This window comes from Mycolicibacterium chubuense (assembly GCF_001044255.1).
Lineage (GTDB): Bacteria > Actinomycetota > Actinomycetes > Mycobacteriales > Mycobacteriaceae > Mycobacterium > Mycobacterium chubuense.
This window is the reverse complement of sequence record NZ_JYNX01000060.1, coordinates 238,309-254,136: the sequence shown is the minus strand read 5'-3', so window position 1 is coordinate 254,136 and position 15,828 is coordinate 238,309. Positions and strand designations below refer to the sequence as shown.

Here is a 15,828-nt window from a genome sequence, read left to right as displayed (position 1 = left end):
CTTTCGCTCCGGGCGGCGCCCGAGGAGAGGACGCTGGGATCGAGGTGCGCATCGGCGCGCAGGAGAGGTCCCGACCATGGCTGACATGACTGCGTGCGCGCGCACCACCGTGGCGGCCCGGAAGTCCTCGTCGTGGAACGCGCACCCGCGCCGAAGCCGGCAACCAGGCCAAAACGTTCTCATCGTCCGCGTACACGTCGGCTCCCCTCGGTCAGTCACGGCGACCTCGGCATGGTCGACGCACTCGGTGTCGGCAGGTTCCTGCAGACCTTCGTCCTCGCGCTCAGCGCCCGAGGAATCGGTACCTGCGTGCAGGTCTCGATCGCCGGTTACCCCGAGGTGTTACGCGACCAGCTCGGCATCCCCGAGGAGCACCGCATCCTGTGCGGCGTCTCCATCGGCTACCCCGATCCCACGTTCCCTGCCAACCACCTCGACGTCCCGCGCAACCCGCTCGAGGCCAACGTCACTTTCCTCACTGAATAGCCGGAATCCACACCCGGCCTTCCGGCGTCTCCGACAGGATCCAATCAGCCTGCGCGCGAGGTTGATACGTAGCCATGTACTCCACTTCCTGGGCAGCCCACCGCTCCCAGTACGGCCGGTAGGTGTCCCCGTCCCGCTGCAGTGCGCGCCGCTTTCGCTCGTCGTCGTCGGTGTCCACCCAGATGCCGAGGTCGGCCAGCGCGCGGTTCGGCCCCGTCAGCGCGCCCACGCCTTCCACGATGAGCCGCCGGCCGGGCTCCACGACATGCCAGCCCGCCGGTGCATTCGTCGTCCAATCCCATCCGCGCCATCGGCCGGGCCGGCCCACCGAGCGCGGTTCCAGCAATTCGGTCCGGATGTGATCGACCGCCCACGCCAAGCCGTCCCAACCCGGGTAGATGTCGTCGAGCCGGACCACCACGCTGGAGTCCCACATCCGGTGCAACTCGTGTGCCAAAGTCGTCTTGCCCGATCCGGATCGCCCGTCGATCAGGACTGTGCGGCCGTCGCTGTCGGACAGCCGTCGCGCGACGTCACCGACTTCCAATGAAGTTCCAATGGCCGGTGACGACCGACGTCGTGACCGCCACCGCCACGATGACGAAACCCGAAACAATAAGCGCGATTTCGCGGCGACCGAAGGGCGACGGCCGCGCCCACGTCCGGGTGGGGTGGGCGCCGAACCCTCTCGCCTCCATCGCTGTGGCGAGCATCGATCCGCGGCGGACCGCGAAGACCAGCAGCGCGAACGCCTGCCCCGCTGCCCGCCGGATGCGGGCGTGGTCGGCGACACCCCGTGCGCGGCGGGCATATCCGAGGTAGCGCCAGTCCTGGCCGAGCAGCCCGATCATGCGCACGCCGGCCAGCGCGCCGAGCACGAACCGGGCCGGTAGCCGCAGCACCTGTCCCAGGCCGTCGGCCAGCTCCGTCGGATCGGTGTCGATGAACAGGAAGACCGCGGGCAGTGCGATCGCCAAGACCCGCAGGAACGTCGCGACCGCCAGGGTGATGGACCCGTCACTGACGGTGATGAGCAGGAAATGCCAGTGCACCGTGCCGCTCGGTTCCCCGTAGAGCGTGATGGTCACCGCCGTCAGCGCGGCGGCGAACACCAGGATCGCTCCGCGATTGAGCAAGGACCGCAACGGGACTCGCATCGCTGCCAGAAGGATCACCTCGAGCACCAGAGCGGTCGACGCCGACACCCAGTCGACGCTGAGGACCAGGCCGACGGCGATGGTGAACGCCGCCGCCAGCTTCGCGACAGGGTTGACCTGCGCGACGGGGACGGCCGCCGCATCGGTGACGACGCTCATCGTGAGACCGCCACGGCGTCGGGGTTCAGTTGGTGCAGGTCGATGCGCTGGTCGGCGAGAAGCGTGGCGAAGTCGGCGTCATGGGTCACTGCGACCACCGCGGTCCCCTGATCGGCGATGTCGGCGAGCAGGCGCAGCAGTTCTTCCCAGGTGATGCGGTCCTGACCGAAGGTGGGTTCGTCGAGGATGATCATCTCGGGCCGGGTCGCGAGCACCGTCGCCACCGAGAGCCGACGCTGCTCGCCGCCGGACAGGGTGTACGGGTTGGCCTGCGCCAGATCGGTCAGGTGCAACCGTTCCAGGAGCTCGTCGCATACCGCGGTGACGGTGGCGGGGTCGCGTTTGAGCGCGCGGGGTCCCAGGGCCAGTTCGTCGAGCACACTGCCGGTCAGGAACTGGTGCTCCGGATTCTGAAACACACTGCCGATGCGCGTCAGCAGCTCCCGTGACCGCCACCGCAGCGGATCGCGGCGATGCGGCGACGGCGCGAAGCCGCGCTCCGCATCCAGCCGGCCACCGCGCGGGGGCAGCAGCCCGCCGAGGGTCAGCGCCAGCGCCGACTTGCCCGCACCGTTGGGGCCCGTGACGACAGTCGTTGTGCCCCGGGCGATCTCGAAATCCACCATGCGCGCCGACGGGCCTGACGGATAGCCCACGGACAGGTCGGCGGCCGCCAGCAGCGCCGGGCCCGGCGCGCGGTCACGGGGGATCGCCGGCAGCTCCAGCCCGGGCACCCACACCCCGGCGCGCCGCAGCTCCTCCCGCTGCCCGTCGAGGACACCGGCGGGTGCTCCGTCGGCCACGACCCGGCCGTCGCCTCCCAGCACGATCACCCGGTCGACCACGGGAAGCCATACCGCCGTGCGGTGTTCGATGACGATCAACGTCGAGCCGCTCTGCTCGACCGCGGAGGCGACGGCGTCGCGGACCTCGCCGACACCGGCGGGGTCGAGGTTGGCGGTCGGCTCGTCGAGCAACAGCAGACCGGGATTCATCGCCAGCACGCCGGCCAGCGCCAGCCGTTGCTTCTGACCACCGGACAGATGCGACGTGTCATGGCGCACCGGTAGTTCCAGGCCCACCGCGGCCAGCGCCCGCCGTGCCCGCGGCCAGATCTCCTCGCGCGGCACTCGGAAGTTCTCCATGCCGAACGCGACGTCGTCGCCGACCCGGGAAAGGATCACCTGGGCGTCGGGATTCTGCAGGACCATGCCGATGCGGCTACGGCTGTGCGCGGGCGCCGCACCGTCGACCAGCAGGGCTCCCGACTCGTCGCCGTCCTCGTCGCTGTCGAGCAAACCGGCCAGCCCCTGCATCAGCGTCGACTTGCCCGAGCCGCTGGCCCCGAGCAGCAGCACCCGCTCGCCGGGCTCGATCGTGAGGTCGAGGCCGCTCAGCGCCCAACGGCTGCGACCGGCATGGCGCCAATGCCAGTCTGTGGCGGCGACGGCGACGCCGCCGGACGGTCGGTGGGACGCGGTCACGACCGGGCGTCGGCGGGTGCGCCCACCCGGCCCGACGCGAAGCGCGACAGTGCACCGGTCTTGGCGAGGCCGCGCACCACGTACCACGACAGGGCGCCCGCGATGACGGCGCCCGAGACGATCCCGAAGACGACGTAGATCGCCGAGAAGGTGGCGGTCGAGCCGGGATACCAGAGGAACAGATCGTTGATCCCCATTGCCAGGCCGGCCGCCGCGCCGGCCAGGACGGCCACCGGCAGACCCCACCTGCGGTACAGGAACACGGCGAAGATCAGCTCGGCGGCCGCGCCCTGCACCAGTCCCGACTCGATGGTGAGCACACCCCACTGGTTGCCGACCAGCGCCGAGACCACGGCGGCGACCAGCTCACCGTAGAGAGCCGCGCCCGGTTTCCGGATCACCAGGGCGGTGAGCACGCCGGCGAACAGCCAGCCTCCGCCGATCAGACCCTGCAGCCCGGGCAGGACCGCGCTCAGTGGTGCGCCGATCGGGTTGGACGCGATGTTCCACAGGACGAACACCAGCCCGGCGGCGACAGCGAGCACGCTGGCGACCACGATGTCGACCACGCGCCACCGGTACACCGCGCGAACAGATTGCGATGTCTGCAATTTCATTGTCACTCCCTACGCCGGCATTACCCGGTCAGGTTCTACGGTCGACGGCCCGTTGCCGTCCTCTCAGCGCACGTGCGGGTGCGCTCCCGTGTGGTCAGGTTTTCGACGGTAGCCCAGCAGGGTGGGTGTTGCCAACCAGGGGTTTTCCTGCCCCGCGGCCGCGGTGTCGCCTGTGAGTCAGAACACCCGCGGTCGGCGTTCGTTTTCCGCGTGATGCCGACGACTACACCGGCAGAAGCACACGAAGTGCTGCCAAAGAAAGGACCTTCGATGAACACCGCAGAACACACGCAGTCCCGTCGCTCCGGCGGTGTCGGCGCCAAGCTCGCCCTGATCGCCGCGGGCATTCTCAGCATCGCGCTGCTGATCTTCGTGCTGCAGAACACCGTGCACACCACCATCAACTTCCTGGGCTGGAATGCCGATGTGGCACAGGGTGTCTCGTTGCTCATCGCCGCGGTCGTCGGTGGCGTCATCGCCCTGGTGGTGAGTGCTGCGATTCGCCTGCGCAAGACGGTCAGCTGAGGGCTCGCGCCCTCTTGACGGCCTGGAGGGTGAAGCTCAGCGGCAGCCGATCGCCGTTCTCGACGAGCCGCCACTCCCCGTCCTGGCAGTGCATGCGTCCCGGCAGCGCCTCCCAGGGCACGGAGTCGTGCTCGACGAGCATGGTGAGGTCCAGACCCGCCTCCAGCAGGGCGGTGATCAGCTCCCCCAGGCCGTGGTTCCACTCCCGCGACTCGGTGTTGGTGAACACCACATCGGTCTCGACGTAGGTTCCCGGCGAGTCGAACCGCACCGGCTCGGCCTGCTCGAAGTACGGGTAGGCGAGCACCAGCGCGTCAGTGCGTTCTTCGTCGATCGACCAGAGGACAGGATGCCCATCGCGCAGGAAGAGCCGTCCGTGCGGGCGCAGCAGCCGCGCGACGGTCTGGGCCCACCGGCGCACGTCCGGCAACCAGATCAGAGCGCCGATGCCGGTGTACACCAGGTCGAAACCGCCCTCGCCCAACGCGATCGCCGCGTCGAACACGTCAGACTCGACATAGTCGACGTCCATCCCCACTCCGGCGGCGATGCGTCGGGCGATCGCCACCGACACCCCCGAGAAGTCCAGACCGGTCATGCGGGCCCCGAGCCGGGCGAGCGAGAGCGTGTCCGTCCCGATGTGGCACTGCAGATGCACGCCACGCAGGCCGCTGATGTCGCCGAGGCGCGGGAGGTCGAAGCGGACGACGTCGGACAGCCAGTCGGGGTCATCGAGGAACCGCTGCACGGCATAGTCCGGGGAGGCGGCGTGCGCCGGGGCGCGTTCGTCCCACAGGGCCCGGTTCGCGTCGCGATGTTCGTCGGCCACGCAGGCCAGTATCGGGGAGATCCGCCGCCGGCAGAACGAAACCGATCCAATTCGCGAAAGCGCATGCGCAAGCGCTTGCCTGGGTTCTAGGCTCCTGCACAGCCGCGGCGCGGACGGCGTCGCACACCGGACAAAGGAGTCCACATGGTCGGAAAGCGCAACCGGTCCACGCTTACGGTCGGGGCCGTCCTCATGGCCGGCTCGATGGTTCTCGGTCTGACCGGGTGCGGCGGGTCGGGCTCGGACGAGGGGAAGGTCGGCCTGATCACCAAGACCGATTCGAACCCCTACTTCGTGAAACTGCGCGAGGCCGCCCAGGCCCAGGCCGACAAGGACGGCGCGCAGTTGATCGCGCTGGCCGGTGCCTTCGACGGCGACAACGAGGGCCAGGTCACCGCGATCGAGAACATGGTCGGCCAGGGCGTCAAGGGCATCCTCATCACCCCGAACTCCTCCACCGGCGTTCTCGACGCCATCAAGAAGGCGCGCGACGCCGGGGTCATCGTCATCGCCCTCGACACCGCGACCGACCCCGAAGACGCGGTCGATGCCACCTACGCCACCGACAACAAGGCGGCGGGCGTCAGCCAGGGCAAGTGGGTCCGTGCGGCCATCGGCAACGCAGCCCCCCAGGTCGTGATGCTGGACGGCACCCCGGGCGGCACCGTCGACACGTTCCGGCACGACGGCTTCCTCGAAGGCTTCGGCATCACCAACGGCTCGCCCGAGATCGTCGCGCAGGAGAACACCAACGGCGACCAGACCAAGGCGCAGACCGCGATGGAGAACATCCTGCAGCGCGCGCCGCGCATCAACGCGCTGTACACGATCAACGAGCCGGCCGCCGCTGGTGCGTACCAGGCCATCCAATCCGCCAACCGGGCCGGGCAGATCACCATCGGCTCGATCGACGGCAGCTGCACGGGCGTCGCGGACGTCAAGGCCGGCAAGATCGGCGCCACAGTGATGCAGTTCCCGGCGAAGATGGCCGAACTGGGGGTGCAGGCCGTCGTGAAGTTCGCCAAGGACGGCACCAAGCCCAGCGGCTTCAACGACACCGGGTCCGAGCTCATCACGGACAAGCCCGTCCCCGGCCTGCCGTCGAAAGACACCGCCTGGGGCGAACAGAACTGCTGGGGCAAAGCCGGGTCATGACCACCGGCGCGCCCGCACAGGCGAAGCCGTCGCTGGCGAGCCGGTTCACCGCGGAGAGTCTGCTGCGTGAACCGCTGCTCGGCCCGCTGGTGGCGCTCGTCATCGCGATCATCATCTTCAGCGCGGTCTCAGATTCGTTCCTCGAACCCCAGAACGTCTCGCTGATCCTGCAGCAGTCCGTGGTCGTCGGCATCCTCGCCGTGGGCCAGACGCTGATCATCCTGACCTCCGGCATCGACCTGTCGATCGGGGCGGTGGCCGTCTTCGGCACCATCGTGATGGCCCAGAGCGCCGGCGCCAACGGGCCTGTCGTGGCGCTGGGCTCGACGCTGCTGGTGTGCGTGGTGTTCGGTGCGATCAACGGCGGGCTGGTCACCAGCCTGCGACTGCCACCGTTCATCGTCACGTTGGGCACGTTCACCGCGATCCAGGCGGCGACCCGGCTGCTGGCGGGGTCCGAGACCTACCGCGTGGAACCGGGTCCGCTGACGTTCCTCGGCACGTCCTTCCGCATCGGATCGTTCTCCACGACCTTCGGCGTGGTCGCGATGCTGCTGGTCTACCTGGTGATGTGGTACGCGCTGTCCCAAACTGCCTGGGGCAGGCACATTTACGCCGTCGGTGGCAACCCGCAGGCGTCGGACCTGTCGGGCATCAAGTCGGGCCGGGTGCTGCTGTCGGTGTACATCACCACCGGCGTGATCGCCGCGATCGCGGCGTGGGCCGCCCTCGGCCGCATCCCGAATGCCGACCCGAACGCCTACCAGAACGCCAACCTCGAGACCATCACGGCGGTGGTCATCGGTGGGACGAGCCTGTTCGGTGGCCGGGGCGGTGTCGGCGGCACGCTGGTCGGCACGTTGATCGTCGGCGTGCTGCGCAACGGCCTGACCCAGGCCGGGGTCGACAACCTCTACCAGAACATCGCCACCGGAATCCTGGTGATCGTCGCGGTGGCCGTGGACCAGTTCACCCGCAGGAGATCACGATGAGCGGCGCACCTGTTCTCGAAGCGCGGGGCCTCGTCAAGAAATACGGCAACGTGACGGCGATCAACGGCGCCGACTTCGAGCTGCGCGCCGGCGAGGTGCTCGCGGTCATCGGCGACAACGGAGCGGGCAAGAGCAGCCTGATCAAAGCTCTGGCCGGGGCGGTCATTCCCGACGCGGGCCAGATCCTGATGAACGGCAGCCTGATGGCGTTCAAGAACACCCGCGACGCCAGGGCCGCCGGCATCGAGACGGTGTACCAGGACCTCGCCGTGGTGCCGGCGCTCGACATCGCCTCGAACCTCTACCTCGGGCGCGAGGTACGCCGAAAGGGATTTGCCGGCAGCATCTTCCGTCGGCTGGACATGCCCCGCATGCGGCAGGATGCCGCCCAGCACCTCTCCGACCTGAAGATCGGCATCAAGAACGTCAACCAGACCGTGGAGACGTTGTCGGGTGGGCAGCGGCAGGGCGTCGCGGTGGCGCGCGCGGCGGCGTTCGGCCGTGGCGTGATCATCATGGACGAACCGACCGCTGCGCTCGGGGTGAGAGAGTCGGGACAGGTCATCGATCTGATCAAATCCATTCGCGCGCGCGGGATCCCGGTAGTGCTGATCAGCCACGACATGCCGCACGTGTTCGAGGTGGCCGACCGTATCCACATTCACCGGCTCGGCCAGCGCGCCGGTGTCGTCGATCCGAAGAAGCGCTCGATGTCCGAGGTGGTAGCGCTCATGACCGGTGCGGAGGAGCCGACCGATGAGGAACGCGCCGGGCTCTGAGAAACGGCCGATCGGTGTCTTCGTCGGATTGGCGACGCTCGACGTGATCCACCGTATTGCCGAACCTCCCGAGGTCAACCAGAAGATCACGTCGACGGCGCAGTTCGTGTCCGCCGGCGGGCCGGCCGCGAACGCGGCGGTCACGTTCGCCGCCCTCGGCGGGGTGGCGACATTGGTGACGGCGCTCGGTGACGAACCGGTCGCCGACCTGATCCGCGCCGACCTGACGACCCACGGCGTCGAGGTGATCGACGCCGCGCAGGGCGCCACCCGGCCGGTGCCGGTGTCGTCCGTGTCGGTGGTCGAGTCGACGGGGGACCGGTCGGTGGTGTCCCTCGATGCCGTGAGCTCCGAGGCCGCCCCGCCGGCGCACCTCGACGACGTCGTCGGGGGCGCCGGTGTGCTGCTCGTCGACGGGCATCACCCGGTGATCGCCGGGGCCGCCGTTCGGCACGCCGCGGCGCACGCTGTCCCGGTGGTCGTCGACGCCGGCCGGTGGAAGCCGGTGATGAACGACCTCATCGAGTATGCGACGGACATGGTGTGCTCCAACGACTTCCGTGTCCCGGACACCGACGGCCCGCGCTCGACGGCCACCGCGCTCGTCAGCAGCGGGGTCCGTACCGTGGTCACCACCCACGGCGCCGATCCGGTCGACTGGTGGTCCGACGGACAGTCCGGATCGGTCCCGGTCCCGGCCGTGCGCGCGGTCGACACCCTCGGGGCCGGCGATGTCTTCCACGGCGCCTACTGCTTCTACCCCGAGCGGCTCGGCATCGTCGAGCGCATCCAGCGCTCGGCTCAGGTGGCGGCGCTGCGATGCTCGATCGTCGGACCGCGTGCATGGCTGCGGGAACTATCCGCCCTGCAGACAGGGAGGGATGGCCGGTGAGCATCGCCGACGTCGAGGACGCCACGTTCGATCAGCTGGTCGCGTGGGCCGGCGCGCTCGTGGTCCCGGGGCAGCGACGGATCCTCGGACTCACCGGCGCACCGGGTGCCGGAAAGTCCACCGTCGCTGAGCAATTGGTTGATGCTCTGGGACCAGCCGCGGCCGTGCTCGTCCCCATGGACGGCTTCCACCTGGCCAACGAGGTGTTGATCGCCCTGGGCCGCCGGGACCGCAAAGGCGCGCACGACACTTTCGACGACGGCGGGTATGCGCGGCTGCTCGCCACGCTGCGGGCGCAGCGCACCGATGACCCGGTCGTGTACGCGCCGCGGTTCCGCCGTGAGATCGAGGAGCCGATCGGTTCGTCGATCCCGGTGCACCCGACCACGCCGCTGGTGGTCACCGAGGGCAACTACCTGCTGCTGGAGTCCGACGCGTGGCCGGCAGCGCGGTCCTGCCTCGACGAGGTGTGGTTCCTGATCCCCGACACCGCCGTTCGGCATCGACGGCTGGTGCGCCGCCACGAGGCGTACGGCAAGTCACCGGAGGACGCGAAGCGGTGGGCGCTCGGATCCGATGAGCGGAACGCCCAACTGATCGAGTCGACCGCGGGCCGCGCCGACCGGATCCTGCGCCTGCCATGACCACCATGGGCGACGTCGCCCGCCTCGCCGGCGTCTCGGCCTCAACCGTCTCGCACGTCCTCAACGGCACCCGCAAGGTCGACGCCGCGACCCGCCAACGCGTCGAGGTGGCCATCGCCGAGACCGGGTACCGGCGCAACGGCGTCGCCCGGTCGCTGGCGGCCGGACGGACCCATACCGTCGGGCTGTCGATCTCGGCGCTGACGAATCCGTACTTCGGCAGCCTGGTGCACGCCGTCGAGAGGGCGCTGTCCGACGCCGGCTACGTGCTGATCGTCGGCGACTCCCACGACGCCGTCGAATCGGAGAAGCGGGTCACCGAATCGCTGCTCGACCGCCAGGTGGACGGGATGATCGTCGCGCCGGCGGCCGGATCGGAACGGTCCACGCTCCCCGGGATCACCCGCACGGGAACACCGCTCGTCCTGATCGACCGCATGCTCGATGTCGACTGCGACCAGGTGGGCCCGGAGAACGTGACCTCGGCCCGGATGCTGACCGAGCATCTGCTCGATCTCGGCCACCGCCGGATCGCCGTCGTCCGCGGAATCCCCGGAATCTCCTCCACCACCGAACGGTTCGACGGCTACGTGGCGGCTCTGGCCGGCCAGGGGATCGGCCTGGACCCCAGCCTGGTCGTCGAGGGCGAGTCCAGTACCGACGTGGCCGAACGCGAAGTCCGCGCACTTCTGGCAAGCCCGAAGCGGCCCACGGCGCTGGTGTCGATGAACAACGCGATGACGATCGGAACCCTCAAAGCCGTTCGCAGCTTGGGCTTGTCGATTCCCCGTGACGTGGCGTTCGTCTGCTACGACGACTTCGAATGGTCGGACCTGTTCGAGCCGAAGCTCACTGCGGCCGGGCAGGACGTCGAGACCATCGGCGCCACCGCAGCCCAACTGCTGCTGCGACGCATCCGCAAGGAGGACGGGCCGCCGCAGCGCATCCGAGTGCCGACGATGTTCCACCACCGCAGTTCCTGCGGATGCAGCTGAGCGGTCTCAGACCCGTGCGAAACGATCACCGACGCAGATCCTGCCCTCGGTGATCACTTCGAAGTAAGCGCCGGCGCACGGCAAGCGGCCCAGACCGAAGGATTCGACGAGGTTCTCCGCCGCAGGCGTACGCAGCGCGTGCGCAGCGCGATCCAGGGTGCCGTGTGCGAGGGTGGGGATCACGCAGCGCGGCGTGGGTCCCATGCCCTTCAACCGCACCGGTCCCGCACTGAAAACCTCTCCTTCCCAGTCATTCTCGCTGTACGGGGGGTGCCCGGGCGGCGTCGCGACGACGATGTTGGGTCGGTAGCGCAGTGCCTCGGTGCCGATGTGCGCGAGCGTGGCCGCGGTGATCACGTGCAGCGGAGCGAGGTCGACGAAGGACTCGCCCGGCGTCGCCTCCGCCAGCTCGAGCAGCGGTGCGTCGACCTCGGCGTCGAGACCCTGATCGAGCACCTGCTCGGGATCGGCGCGTTCCACGCTCGCCCCGGGCATCCGCTGTGTGGCCAGGCGCACGGGCCGCCCCAGCAGAGTGGTCATGGTCGGCGCGAAAGCAGCATCGTCGGCCGGCACGTCCGCGCCGTCGGGCAGCCGGACCCAGACGCGGCCGTCGTCGTCGGTGCGGGCCGAGCACGTCAGCAGTTGCCGCCACAGTCGCGCCTGTTTGGCGCTCGCCACCCGCCCGGTCTCGTCGTCGATCAACGCCAGCCGGCGGTCGCCCTCCGCGCCCCCGTGGCCGACGTCGAGCAGCGGGACCGACTCTCCGAGCATCGACTTGACGGGGTAACGGTGCAGGCTCCCGACGTGCATCTGCTGTTCGACCGACATGAGCTCACTCTAGGGATCGATGGACGCGAGGTCGGGCAGCGGCCGCGACACCAGAGCGTGGATCTGCCTGCCGGTCATGCCGAGTGTGCGCAGCACATGGGCGGCGACGTCGTCGGTGGTCCTGGCGTCGTCGCGGTCGGGCTGGGCGAAGAGCAACTGGCCCAGGCCCAGGAGTGCGCCACCGGCGACGGCGAGCGCCACGTCGGGATCGTCGACAGTGAATCGGCCGGCCTCGGCCGCGGCGATGATGTCCCGCTTGGCGCGCGGGGCCAGGCCGCGGTCGGAGGACAGCAGCGCCGGACCGATGGACAGCATGATGCGGCTCTCCTGCGGTTGCCGCCGGAAGAACCGCCCACACAACCGGTAGCGGCAGACGAATCTCTCCGCGGGGTCGGTGATCTGCGCGGTCAAGTGATCGAGCAGTTCCCCCTGCGCGTCCAGGACTTCGGCCACCGCGGCCGCGAACAGCTCCTCGCGCGACTCGAAATGGTTGTAGAACGACCCCAATCCGATGTCTGCGGCCTGGGTGATCTCCAGGATCGGTGCGTTGAGCCGGCCGTCGGCGATGAACGTCTGTGCCGCGCGGATCAGCGCGGCACGTGTGCGCTGCTTGCGCCGTTCCAACCGGTTGGGCGCCTGGGCCTGCTCGTCGCTCACTGTCACCTCCGCGTCGCGCTCAGTGTAGAGCGACGTTGCTCAGTGGTGAGTGTTTCGTCAGCGCAACGTCACCACGGGCGCCGTGCCACACTCGCTGTGACGCTCGCGCTATCGCATCGTCGCCCGTACCGGCTCATGAGGAGAAGAGATGTCCGAGACCAAGATCACCGTCATCTACGACAATCCGCTGAGCCCAGAGGAATTCGAGGCGAGCTACCCGGAACAGCAGTTGGACGTCGCCCGGTCGTTTCCCGGTCACATCAGGCTCGAGGCGTCCAAGGTCTGGCCCAAAGAGGACGGCAGCCCCACACCCGCGTACCGCATGATCGATCTCTACTATCCCGACTACGCATCAGCCAGCGAGGCCGTGACGTCTCCCGAGGCGGGGCGGTTCTTCGAAGCGATGGGGCGGCTCTCGACCGGCGGAGTCCGTGTGCTGTTCTCCGACATCGAGGTTCCGCAAGCCTAGAGAGCGATCACGCCGTCCGCGCGCTCCAGTCGGGGGTGCGCTCGGGCGTCGCCTCGGCGAGCGCTTCGCGGGTCCGCTCCGCGGTGAAGTCCTTGCCGTACACGGGGGTGCCGGGTTGCTGGCGCCACGATTCGGAGATCGGCCCGGCATCGACGGGATCGAATCCGAGCTGGTCGACCAGATCGTGGACGAGTGCCCGGCCCGGGCCGTCCTCGCCGGCGATGGGAAGCGCGATCCGGTCCGGCACACCCTGGGGCTTGCCCCTCTCGAGAAGGTGCTTCCAGAAGATGCCGTTGAACACCTTGTAGACCGGAGCGCCGATGAGCTCGGCGACCCAGGCGCTTTCGACCTGGCCGTCCTCGATCGCCGCGATCTCGCCGTCGCGCTGTTGCGGGTAGTAGTTGTTGGTTTCGATCACCGGAGCTCCCGGCTTGCGCGCATCGACGATGCCGTCGGCGAGGTCGGGCACGTTCTTCTGCGGGATGCTCACGATCACGAGTTCGGCGTCGGCGGCAGCGTCCTTGGCCCACACCGCGGTCGCTCCCGTCTCCTTCTCGAGATCGGCGAGCGTCTCGGGCGCCCGCGAGTTCGACACCCTCACGTCGTGTCCCAGCTCGCGCAGCCGCCGCGTCAGCGTGCCACCGATGTGCCCTGCTCCGATGATTCCGATCTGCATGTCAGCCTCCTGCGAAGTTCCCCGTTCGTCTGGGCAACACCGCACCGCCGAGACGGTATTCCGGGTCGGCGCTCACCGTCATTGACGAAGGTTCCGCTCGAACTGTGGGCAGCGTCACACCCGGGCCGGGGTATCGCTTCGAGATCGAAGCAAGTTGTCAGGACTGTAGCTGCTTCGATATCGAAGCAAACGACGGAGGAGGACATCATGAAGGCAGTGCGGTATCACGGGTACGGAGACAGCGACGTGCTGCGGTACGAGGACGCACCCCGTCCTGTGCCGGGGCCTGGACAGGTCGTGGTGAAGGTCGCGGCCACCGCGTTCAACCCGGTGGACGCCGGCATTCGCGGTGGCTATCTGGCGCAGGTCTACGACGTCAGCTTCCCGCACATCCCCGGCGTCGACGTATCGGGAACCATCGCCGACATCGGCGAGGGCGTGCGGGATTGGACGATCGGTGACGCCGTGGTGGCGTTCCTGCCGCTCGACGCCGACGGCGCCGCCGCCGAGTACGCGCTCGTGCCGGCGGAATCGCTGGCCGCCGCGCCGACGGCGGTGCCGCTCACCGACGCCGCGGCGCTCCCGGAACCCGCGCTGACGGCCTGGCAGGCCCTGTTCGAGATCGCCGGGCTCACCGGTGGTCAGTCGGTCCTGATCAACGGGGCATCCGGCGCGGTCGGAGGCTATGCCGTTCAGCTGGCCAAGCAGGCCGGGGCCGTCGTCACGGCCACTGCCACGGCGCGTGATGCCGAGCGACTACGTGCTTTGGGCGCCGACCGCATCGTCGACTACATCGACTACGGGCGGTCACCGATCCAGGTCGACGGAGGCCCCTTCGACGTGGTGCTCAACCTCGTCAGCACCACCGACGAACAGACCGAGGCCCTGCTCGGCGCGGTGACCGATGGTGGGTTCCACGTCGGGACAATGGTTTTCGGCCCAGAAAAGCCGCCGCGGGGGATCCGGACGCAGCGGGTCTTCGTGCGCAGTGACGCCGCGCAGCTCACCGAGCTGGTGCATCGCGTCGACGACGGGACGCTGCGCATCGAGATCGCCGACCGGCGTCCGCTCGACCAGGCCGCAGCGGTGCACGACGCCTCCGACAACGGTCGCCTGCACGGCAAGACCTTGCTCCTCCCCGCCGAGTAGAAGTGGACGGCGAACGGACCGCCGCCTGCGTTCCGCTGCCGCCGTGCACAATGCTCAGATGACGCGCGATGCCCAACGCCCCGACGCCGCCGGAGCGTTGGGCACCATCCTGCACGCAGCGCAGCTGCTCCACGACAGCGGGCAGTCGACGAGCATGACCGTGCAAGCGGTGCAACGACTCTCGCGGGGGCTGGGCCAGCCCGCCGTCGTGATTCCGGGATGGGCGTCGGTGACCGTCTACGATCCCCGCGCGGGAGGCGTGAACGCGCTGATCGGGCAGACGCGTCCGATCGGCGTCAACATGCGCCGGGTGGCCACCATGATGCGGGCGGTGGATGACGCCGGCCGCCGTCCCGTGCAGCGCGACGACATCGAGCACGTCATCGACACGGCCGAGCGGCTCGCGCCGTCCTCGATCGTCGCGTTCGTCGCGGCCTGCGGGCTGGGCGCGGCCGCCCTGGCGGTCGTGTTCGGCGCCAACGACATCGGGGTCGTCGGACTGATCGCCGCCGCGGCGGCGCTGGGTGGCGCGCTGCGCCGCGGGCTGGCGAGGCTCGGCGCCGACCCGCTGCTCCAGACGTTCGTGGCCGCGGTGATCGCGGGGGCAGCCGGGGTTGTCGGCGGTGTGATCGGTCTGCAGTCCGCCGCGGGACTGATCGCCGTCTGCCCGGCCATGGTGCTGGTGCCCGGTCCGCAGATCCTCATCGGCGCAATGGATCTGCTCGCGGCGCGGATGACGCTGGCGGTCGCACGGCTGAGCTATGCGCTGCTCGTGCTGGCGACCATCGCAGTTGGTCTGATGGTCGGCCTGTGGCCGGGTGGGCAACCGCTGCCGTTGACGTCACCACCGGCTGCGGTCCCGTTCGCGGTCGACGTCCTCGCTGCGGGCGTCGCCGCTGCGTGCTACCCGGTGTTCTTCTCGATGCCCTACCGCCTGCTCGGCTGGCCCATCGCCGTCGGCATGGCCGCGCATGCGCTGCACTGGTGGGCGATCGACAGCTGGCATGCGAGTCTGCCGGTGGCGGCGCTGCTGGCGTGTCTGCTGACGGGCGCGGTTCTCACCCCGATGGCGTACCTGCGGCACATGCACTTCGCCGCAGTGGGTTTCGCGTCAGTGGTGGCTCTGGTGCCCGGCATGTACGTCTTCCGGACCGTCACCGGAGTCGCCGAGCTCGCCGCGGGGGCCGGTGCACAGACCCTGCTCGAGGTCGCGAACAACGGCTCCACCGCCCTGCTGACCGTTGTCGCGATGGCCGTCGGGTTGGCCGTGCCCACCCGGGTGCGCGACCGGATCCTGGAGCGGGGCCGGCGTGGTTGAACGCCGGCGCCCGTCTC

19 protein-coding genes and 1 riboswitch are annotated in these 15,828 nt (G+C 69.3%); of the genes, 11 read left to right on the top strand and 8 right to left on the bottom strand.

Features of this window, described 5'->3' with window-relative positions; genetic code table 11:
* Positions 1-231: 231 nt before the first annotated feature.
* Complete coding sequence (locus MCHUDSM44219_RS22035; protein ID WP_082162324.1) at positions 232-486, top strand: nitroreductase family protein; 255 nt, start codon at positions 232-234, stop codon at positions 484-486.
* On the opposite strand, the gene MCHUDSM44219_RS22030 is transcribed toward MCHUDSM44219_RS22035, so the two are convergent.
* The 4 genes from MCHUDSM44219_RS22030 to MCHUDSM44219_RS22015 form a co-directional block, all read right to left on the bottom strand.
* Positions 476-1,033: an AAA family ATPase gene (locus MCHUDSM44219_RS22030; protein ID WP_048420346.1), complete on the bottom strand. Its 558-nt coding sequence runs from the start codon at positions 1,031-1,033 to the stop codon at positions 476-478. The two genes, MCHUDSM44219_RS22035 and MCHUDSM44219_RS22030, sit on opposite strands and share 11 nt — an antisense overlap.
* The gene (locus MCHUDSM44219_RS22025; RefSeq protein ID WP_048420345.1) at positions 1,020-1,802 is read right to left on the bottom strand and encodes an energy-coupling factor transporter transmembrane component T family protein; all 783 of its coding nucleotides are present in this window, start codon (positions 1,800-1,802) and stop codon (positions 1,020-1,022) included. The genes MCHUDSM44219_RS22030 and MCHUDSM44219_RS22025 overlap by 14 nt, the downstream gene beginning before the upstream one ends.
* Complete coding sequence (locus tag MCHUDSM44219_RS22020) at positions 1,799-3,286, bottom strand: ABC transporter ATP-binding protein (RefSeq protein WP_048420344.1); 1,488 nt, start codon at positions 3,284-3,286, stop codon at positions 1,799-1,801. The genes MCHUDSM44219_RS22025 and MCHUDSM44219_RS22020 overlap by 4 nt, the downstream gene beginning before the upstream one ends.
* Positions 3,283-3,903: an ECF transporter S component gene (locus MCHUDSM44219_RS22015; RefSeq protein WP_048420343.1), complete on the bottom strand. Its 621-nt coding sequence runs from the start codon at positions 3,901-3,903 to the stop codon at positions 3,283-3,285. Before MCHUDSM44219_RS22015 ends, MCHUDSM44219_RS22020 begins: the two co-directional genes overlap by 4 nt.
* Positions 3,893-4,003, bottom strand: a riboswitch (TPP riboswitch). Its footprint overlaps the gene before it by 11 nt.
* A gap of 170 nt (positions 4,004-4,173) precedes the next feature.
* Between MCHUDSM44219_RS22015 and MCHUDSM44219_RS22010 the strand changes: the two genes are divergently transcribed.
* Positions 4,174-4,428, top strand: a complete 255-nt coding sequence (locus MCHUDSM44219_RS22010) for a lipopolysaccharide assembly protein LapA domain-containing protein (protein WP_048420342.1) — start codon at positions 4,174-4,176, stop codon at positions 4,426-4,428.
* Here the strand turns inward: MCHUDSM44219_RS22010 and MCHUDSM44219_RS22005 are convergent.
* Positions 4,421-5,257 carry a class I SAM-dependent methyltransferase gene (locus MCHUDSM44219_RS22005; protein WP_048420341.1) on the bottom strand — a complete coding sequence of 279 codons (837 nt, stop codon included), beginning with the start codon at positions 5,255-5,257 and terminating at the stop codon, positions 4,421-4,423. The two genes, MCHUDSM44219_RS22010 and MCHUDSM44219_RS22005, sit on opposite strands and share 8 nt — an antisense overlap.
* 144 nt (positions 5,258-5,401) lie before the next feature.
* Here MCHUDSM44219_RS22005 and MCHUDSM44219_RS22000 point away from each other — a divergent pair, with 144 nt between their 5' ends.
* Genes MCHUDSM44219_RS22000 through MCHUDSM44219_RS21975 form a run of 6 tightly spaced genes read left to right on the top strand, consistent with a single transcriptional unit; the run spans position 5,402 to position 10,714 of the window.
* The gene (locus MCHUDSM44219_RS22000; RefSeq protein WP_048420340.1) at positions 5,402-6,412 is read left to right on the top strand and encodes a substrate-binding domain-containing protein; all 1,011 of its coding nucleotides are present in this window, start codon (positions 5,402-5,404) and stop codon (positions 6,410-6,412) included.
* Complete coding sequence (locus MCHUDSM44219_RS21995) at positions 6,409-7,404, top strand: ABC transporter permease (protein ID WP_172506306.1); 996 nt, start codon at positions 6,409-6,411, stop codon at positions 7,402-7,404. Before MCHUDSM44219_RS22000 ends, MCHUDSM44219_RS21995 begins: the two co-directional genes overlap by 4 nt.
* Positions 7,401-8,183 carry an ATP-binding cassette domain-containing protein gene (locus tag MCHUDSM44219_RS21990; protein WP_048420339.1) on the top strand — a complete coding sequence of 261 codons (783 nt, stop codon included), beginning with the start codon at positions 7,401-7,403 and terminating at the stop codon, positions 8,181-8,183. The genes MCHUDSM44219_RS21995 and MCHUDSM44219_RS21990 overlap by 4 nt, the downstream gene beginning before the upstream one ends.
* Complete coding sequence (locus MCHUDSM44219_RS21985; RefSeq protein ID WP_048420338.1) at positions 8,161-9,075, top strand: PfkB family carbohydrate kinase; 915 nt, start codon at positions 8,161-8,163, stop codon at positions 9,073-9,075. Before MCHUDSM44219_RS21990 ends, MCHUDSM44219_RS21985 begins: the two co-directional genes overlap by 23 nt.
* The gene (locus tag MCHUDSM44219_RS21980; RefSeq protein WP_048420337.1) at positions 9,072-9,719 is read left to right on the top strand and encodes a nucleoside/nucleotide kinase family protein; all 648 of its coding nucleotides are present in this window, start codon (positions 9,072-9,074) and stop codon (positions 9,717-9,719) included. The genes MCHUDSM44219_RS21985 and MCHUDSM44219_RS21980 overlap by 4 nt, the downstream gene beginning before the upstream one ends.
* On the top strand, positions 9,716-10,714 hold the full coding sequence (locus MCHUDSM44219_RS21975) for a LacI family DNA-binding transcriptional regulator (RefSeq protein ID WP_048420336.1): 999 nt from the start codon (positions 9,716-9,718) through the stop codon (positions 10,712-10,714). Before MCHUDSM44219_RS21980 ends, MCHUDSM44219_RS21975 begins: the two co-directional genes overlap by 4 nt.
* Positions 10,715-10,720: 6 nt before the next feature.
* Here MCHUDSM44219_RS21975 and MCHUDSM44219_RS21970 read toward each other — a convergent pair whose 3' ends face one another.
* Together MCHUDSM44219_RS21970 and MCHUDSM44219_RS21965 are read right to left on the bottom strand one after the other, a co-directional pair.
* Positions 10,721-11,542: an MOSC domain-containing protein gene (locus MCHUDSM44219_RS21970; RefSeq protein WP_048420335.1), complete on the bottom strand. Its 822-nt coding sequence runs from the start codon at positions 11,540-11,542 to the stop codon at positions 10,721-10,723.
* A gap of 9 nt (positions 11,543-11,551) precedes the next feature.
* Positions 11,552-12,199 (bottom strand): TetR/AcrR family transcriptional regulator, encoded by a 648-nt coding sequence (locus MCHUDSM44219_RS21965; RefSeq protein WP_048420334.1) that lies wholly within the window; start codon positions 12,197-12,199, stop codon positions 11,552-11,554.
* A gap of 148 nt (positions 12,200-12,347) precedes the next feature.
* Between MCHUDSM44219_RS21965 and MCHUDSM44219_RS21960 the strand changes: the two genes are divergently transcribed.
* Entirely contained in the window at positions 12,348-12,668 is a 321-nt protein-coding gene (locus MCHUDSM44219_RS21960) for an EthD family reductase (RefSeq protein ID WP_048420333.1), read from the top strand.
* 7 nt (positions 12,669-12,675) lie between these two features.
* Here the strand turns inward: MCHUDSM44219_RS21960 and MCHUDSM44219_RS21955 are convergent, their stop codons facing one another.
* Complete coding sequence (locus tag MCHUDSM44219_RS21955; RefSeq protein ID WP_269084096.1) at positions 12,676-13,389, bottom strand: NADPH-dependent F420 reductase; 714 nt, start codon at positions 13,387-13,389, stop codon at positions 12,676-12,678.
* A gap of 162 nt (positions 13,390-13,551) precedes the next feature.
* On the opposite strand from MCHUDSM44219_RS21955, the gene MCHUDSM44219_RS21950 reads away from it, so the two are divergent.
* A complete protein-coding gene (locus MCHUDSM44219_RS21950; protein ID WP_048420331.1) occupies positions 13,552-14,493 on the top strand; it encodes an NADP-dependent oxidoreductase in 942 nt (313 codons plus the stop codon).
* Positions 14,494-14,551: 58 nt separating this feature from the next.
* A complete protein-coding gene (locus MCHUDSM44219_RS21945; RefSeq protein ID WP_048420330.1) occupies positions 14,552-15,811 on the top strand; it encodes a threonine/serine exporter family protein in 1,260 nt (419 codons plus the stop codon).
* The last annotated feature ends 17 nt before the right edge of the window (positions 15,812-15,828 follow it).

Excerpts from the sequence above, each read along its gene's own strand:
- MCHUDSM44219_RS22035 (WP_082162324.1), top strand. The coding sequence starts at position 232 with ATGGTCGACGCACTCGGTGTCGGCAGGTTCCTGCAGACCTTCGTCCTC.
- MCHUDSM44219_RS22025 (WP_048420345.1), bottom strand. The coding sequence starts at position 1,802 with ATGAGCGTCGTCACCGATGCGGCGGCCGTCCCCGTCGCGCAGGTCAAC.
- MCHUDSM44219_RS22015 (WP_048420343.1), bottom strand. The coding sequence starts at position 3,903 with ATGAAATTGCAGACATCGCAATCTGTTCGCGCGGTGTACCGGTGGCGC.
- MCHUDSM44219_RS22010 (WP_048420342.1), top strand. The coding sequence starts at position 4,174 with ATGAACACCGCAGAACACACGCAGTCCCGTCGCTCCGGCGGTGTCGGC.
- MCHUDSM44219_RS22000 (WP_048420340.1), top strand. The coding sequence starts at position 5,402 with ATGGTCGGAAAGCGCAACCGGTCCACGCTTACGGTCGGGGCCGTCCTC.
- MCHUDSM44219_RS21995 (WP_172506306.1), top strand. The coding sequence starts at position 6,409 with ATGACCACCGGCGCGCCCGCACAGGCGAAGCCGTCGCTGGCGAGCCGG.
- MCHUDSM44219_RS21990 (WP_048420339.1), top strand. The coding sequence starts at position 7,401 with ATGAGCGGCGCACCTGTTCTCGAAGCGCGGGGCCTCGTCAAGAAATAC.
- MCHUDSM44219_RS21985 (WP_048420338.1), top strand. The coding sequence starts at position 8,161 with ATGAGGAACGCGCCGGGCTCTGAGAAACGGCCGATCGGTGTCTTCGTC.
- MCHUDSM44219_RS21975 (WP_048420336.1), top strand. The coding sequence starts at position 9,716 with ATGACCACCATGGGCGACGTCGCCCGCCTCGCCGGCGTCTCGGCCTCA.
- MCHUDSM44219_RS21970 (WP_048420335.1), bottom strand. The coding sequence starts at position 11,542 with ATGTCGGTCGAACAGCAGATGCACGTCGGGAGCCTGCACCGTTACCCC.
- MCHUDSM44219_RS21960 (WP_048420333.1), top strand. The coding sequence starts at position 12,348 with ATGTCCGAGACCAAGATCACCGTCATCTACGACAATCCGCTGAGCCCA.
- MCHUDSM44219_RS21950 (WP_048420331.1), top strand. The coding sequence starts at position 13,552 with ATGAAGGCAGTGCGGTATCACGGGTACGGAGACAGCGACGTGCTGCGG.
- MCHUDSM44219_RS21945 (WP_048420330.1), top strand. The coding sequence starts at position 14,552 with ATGACGCGCGATGCCCAACGCCCCGACGCCGCCGGAGCGTTGGGCACC.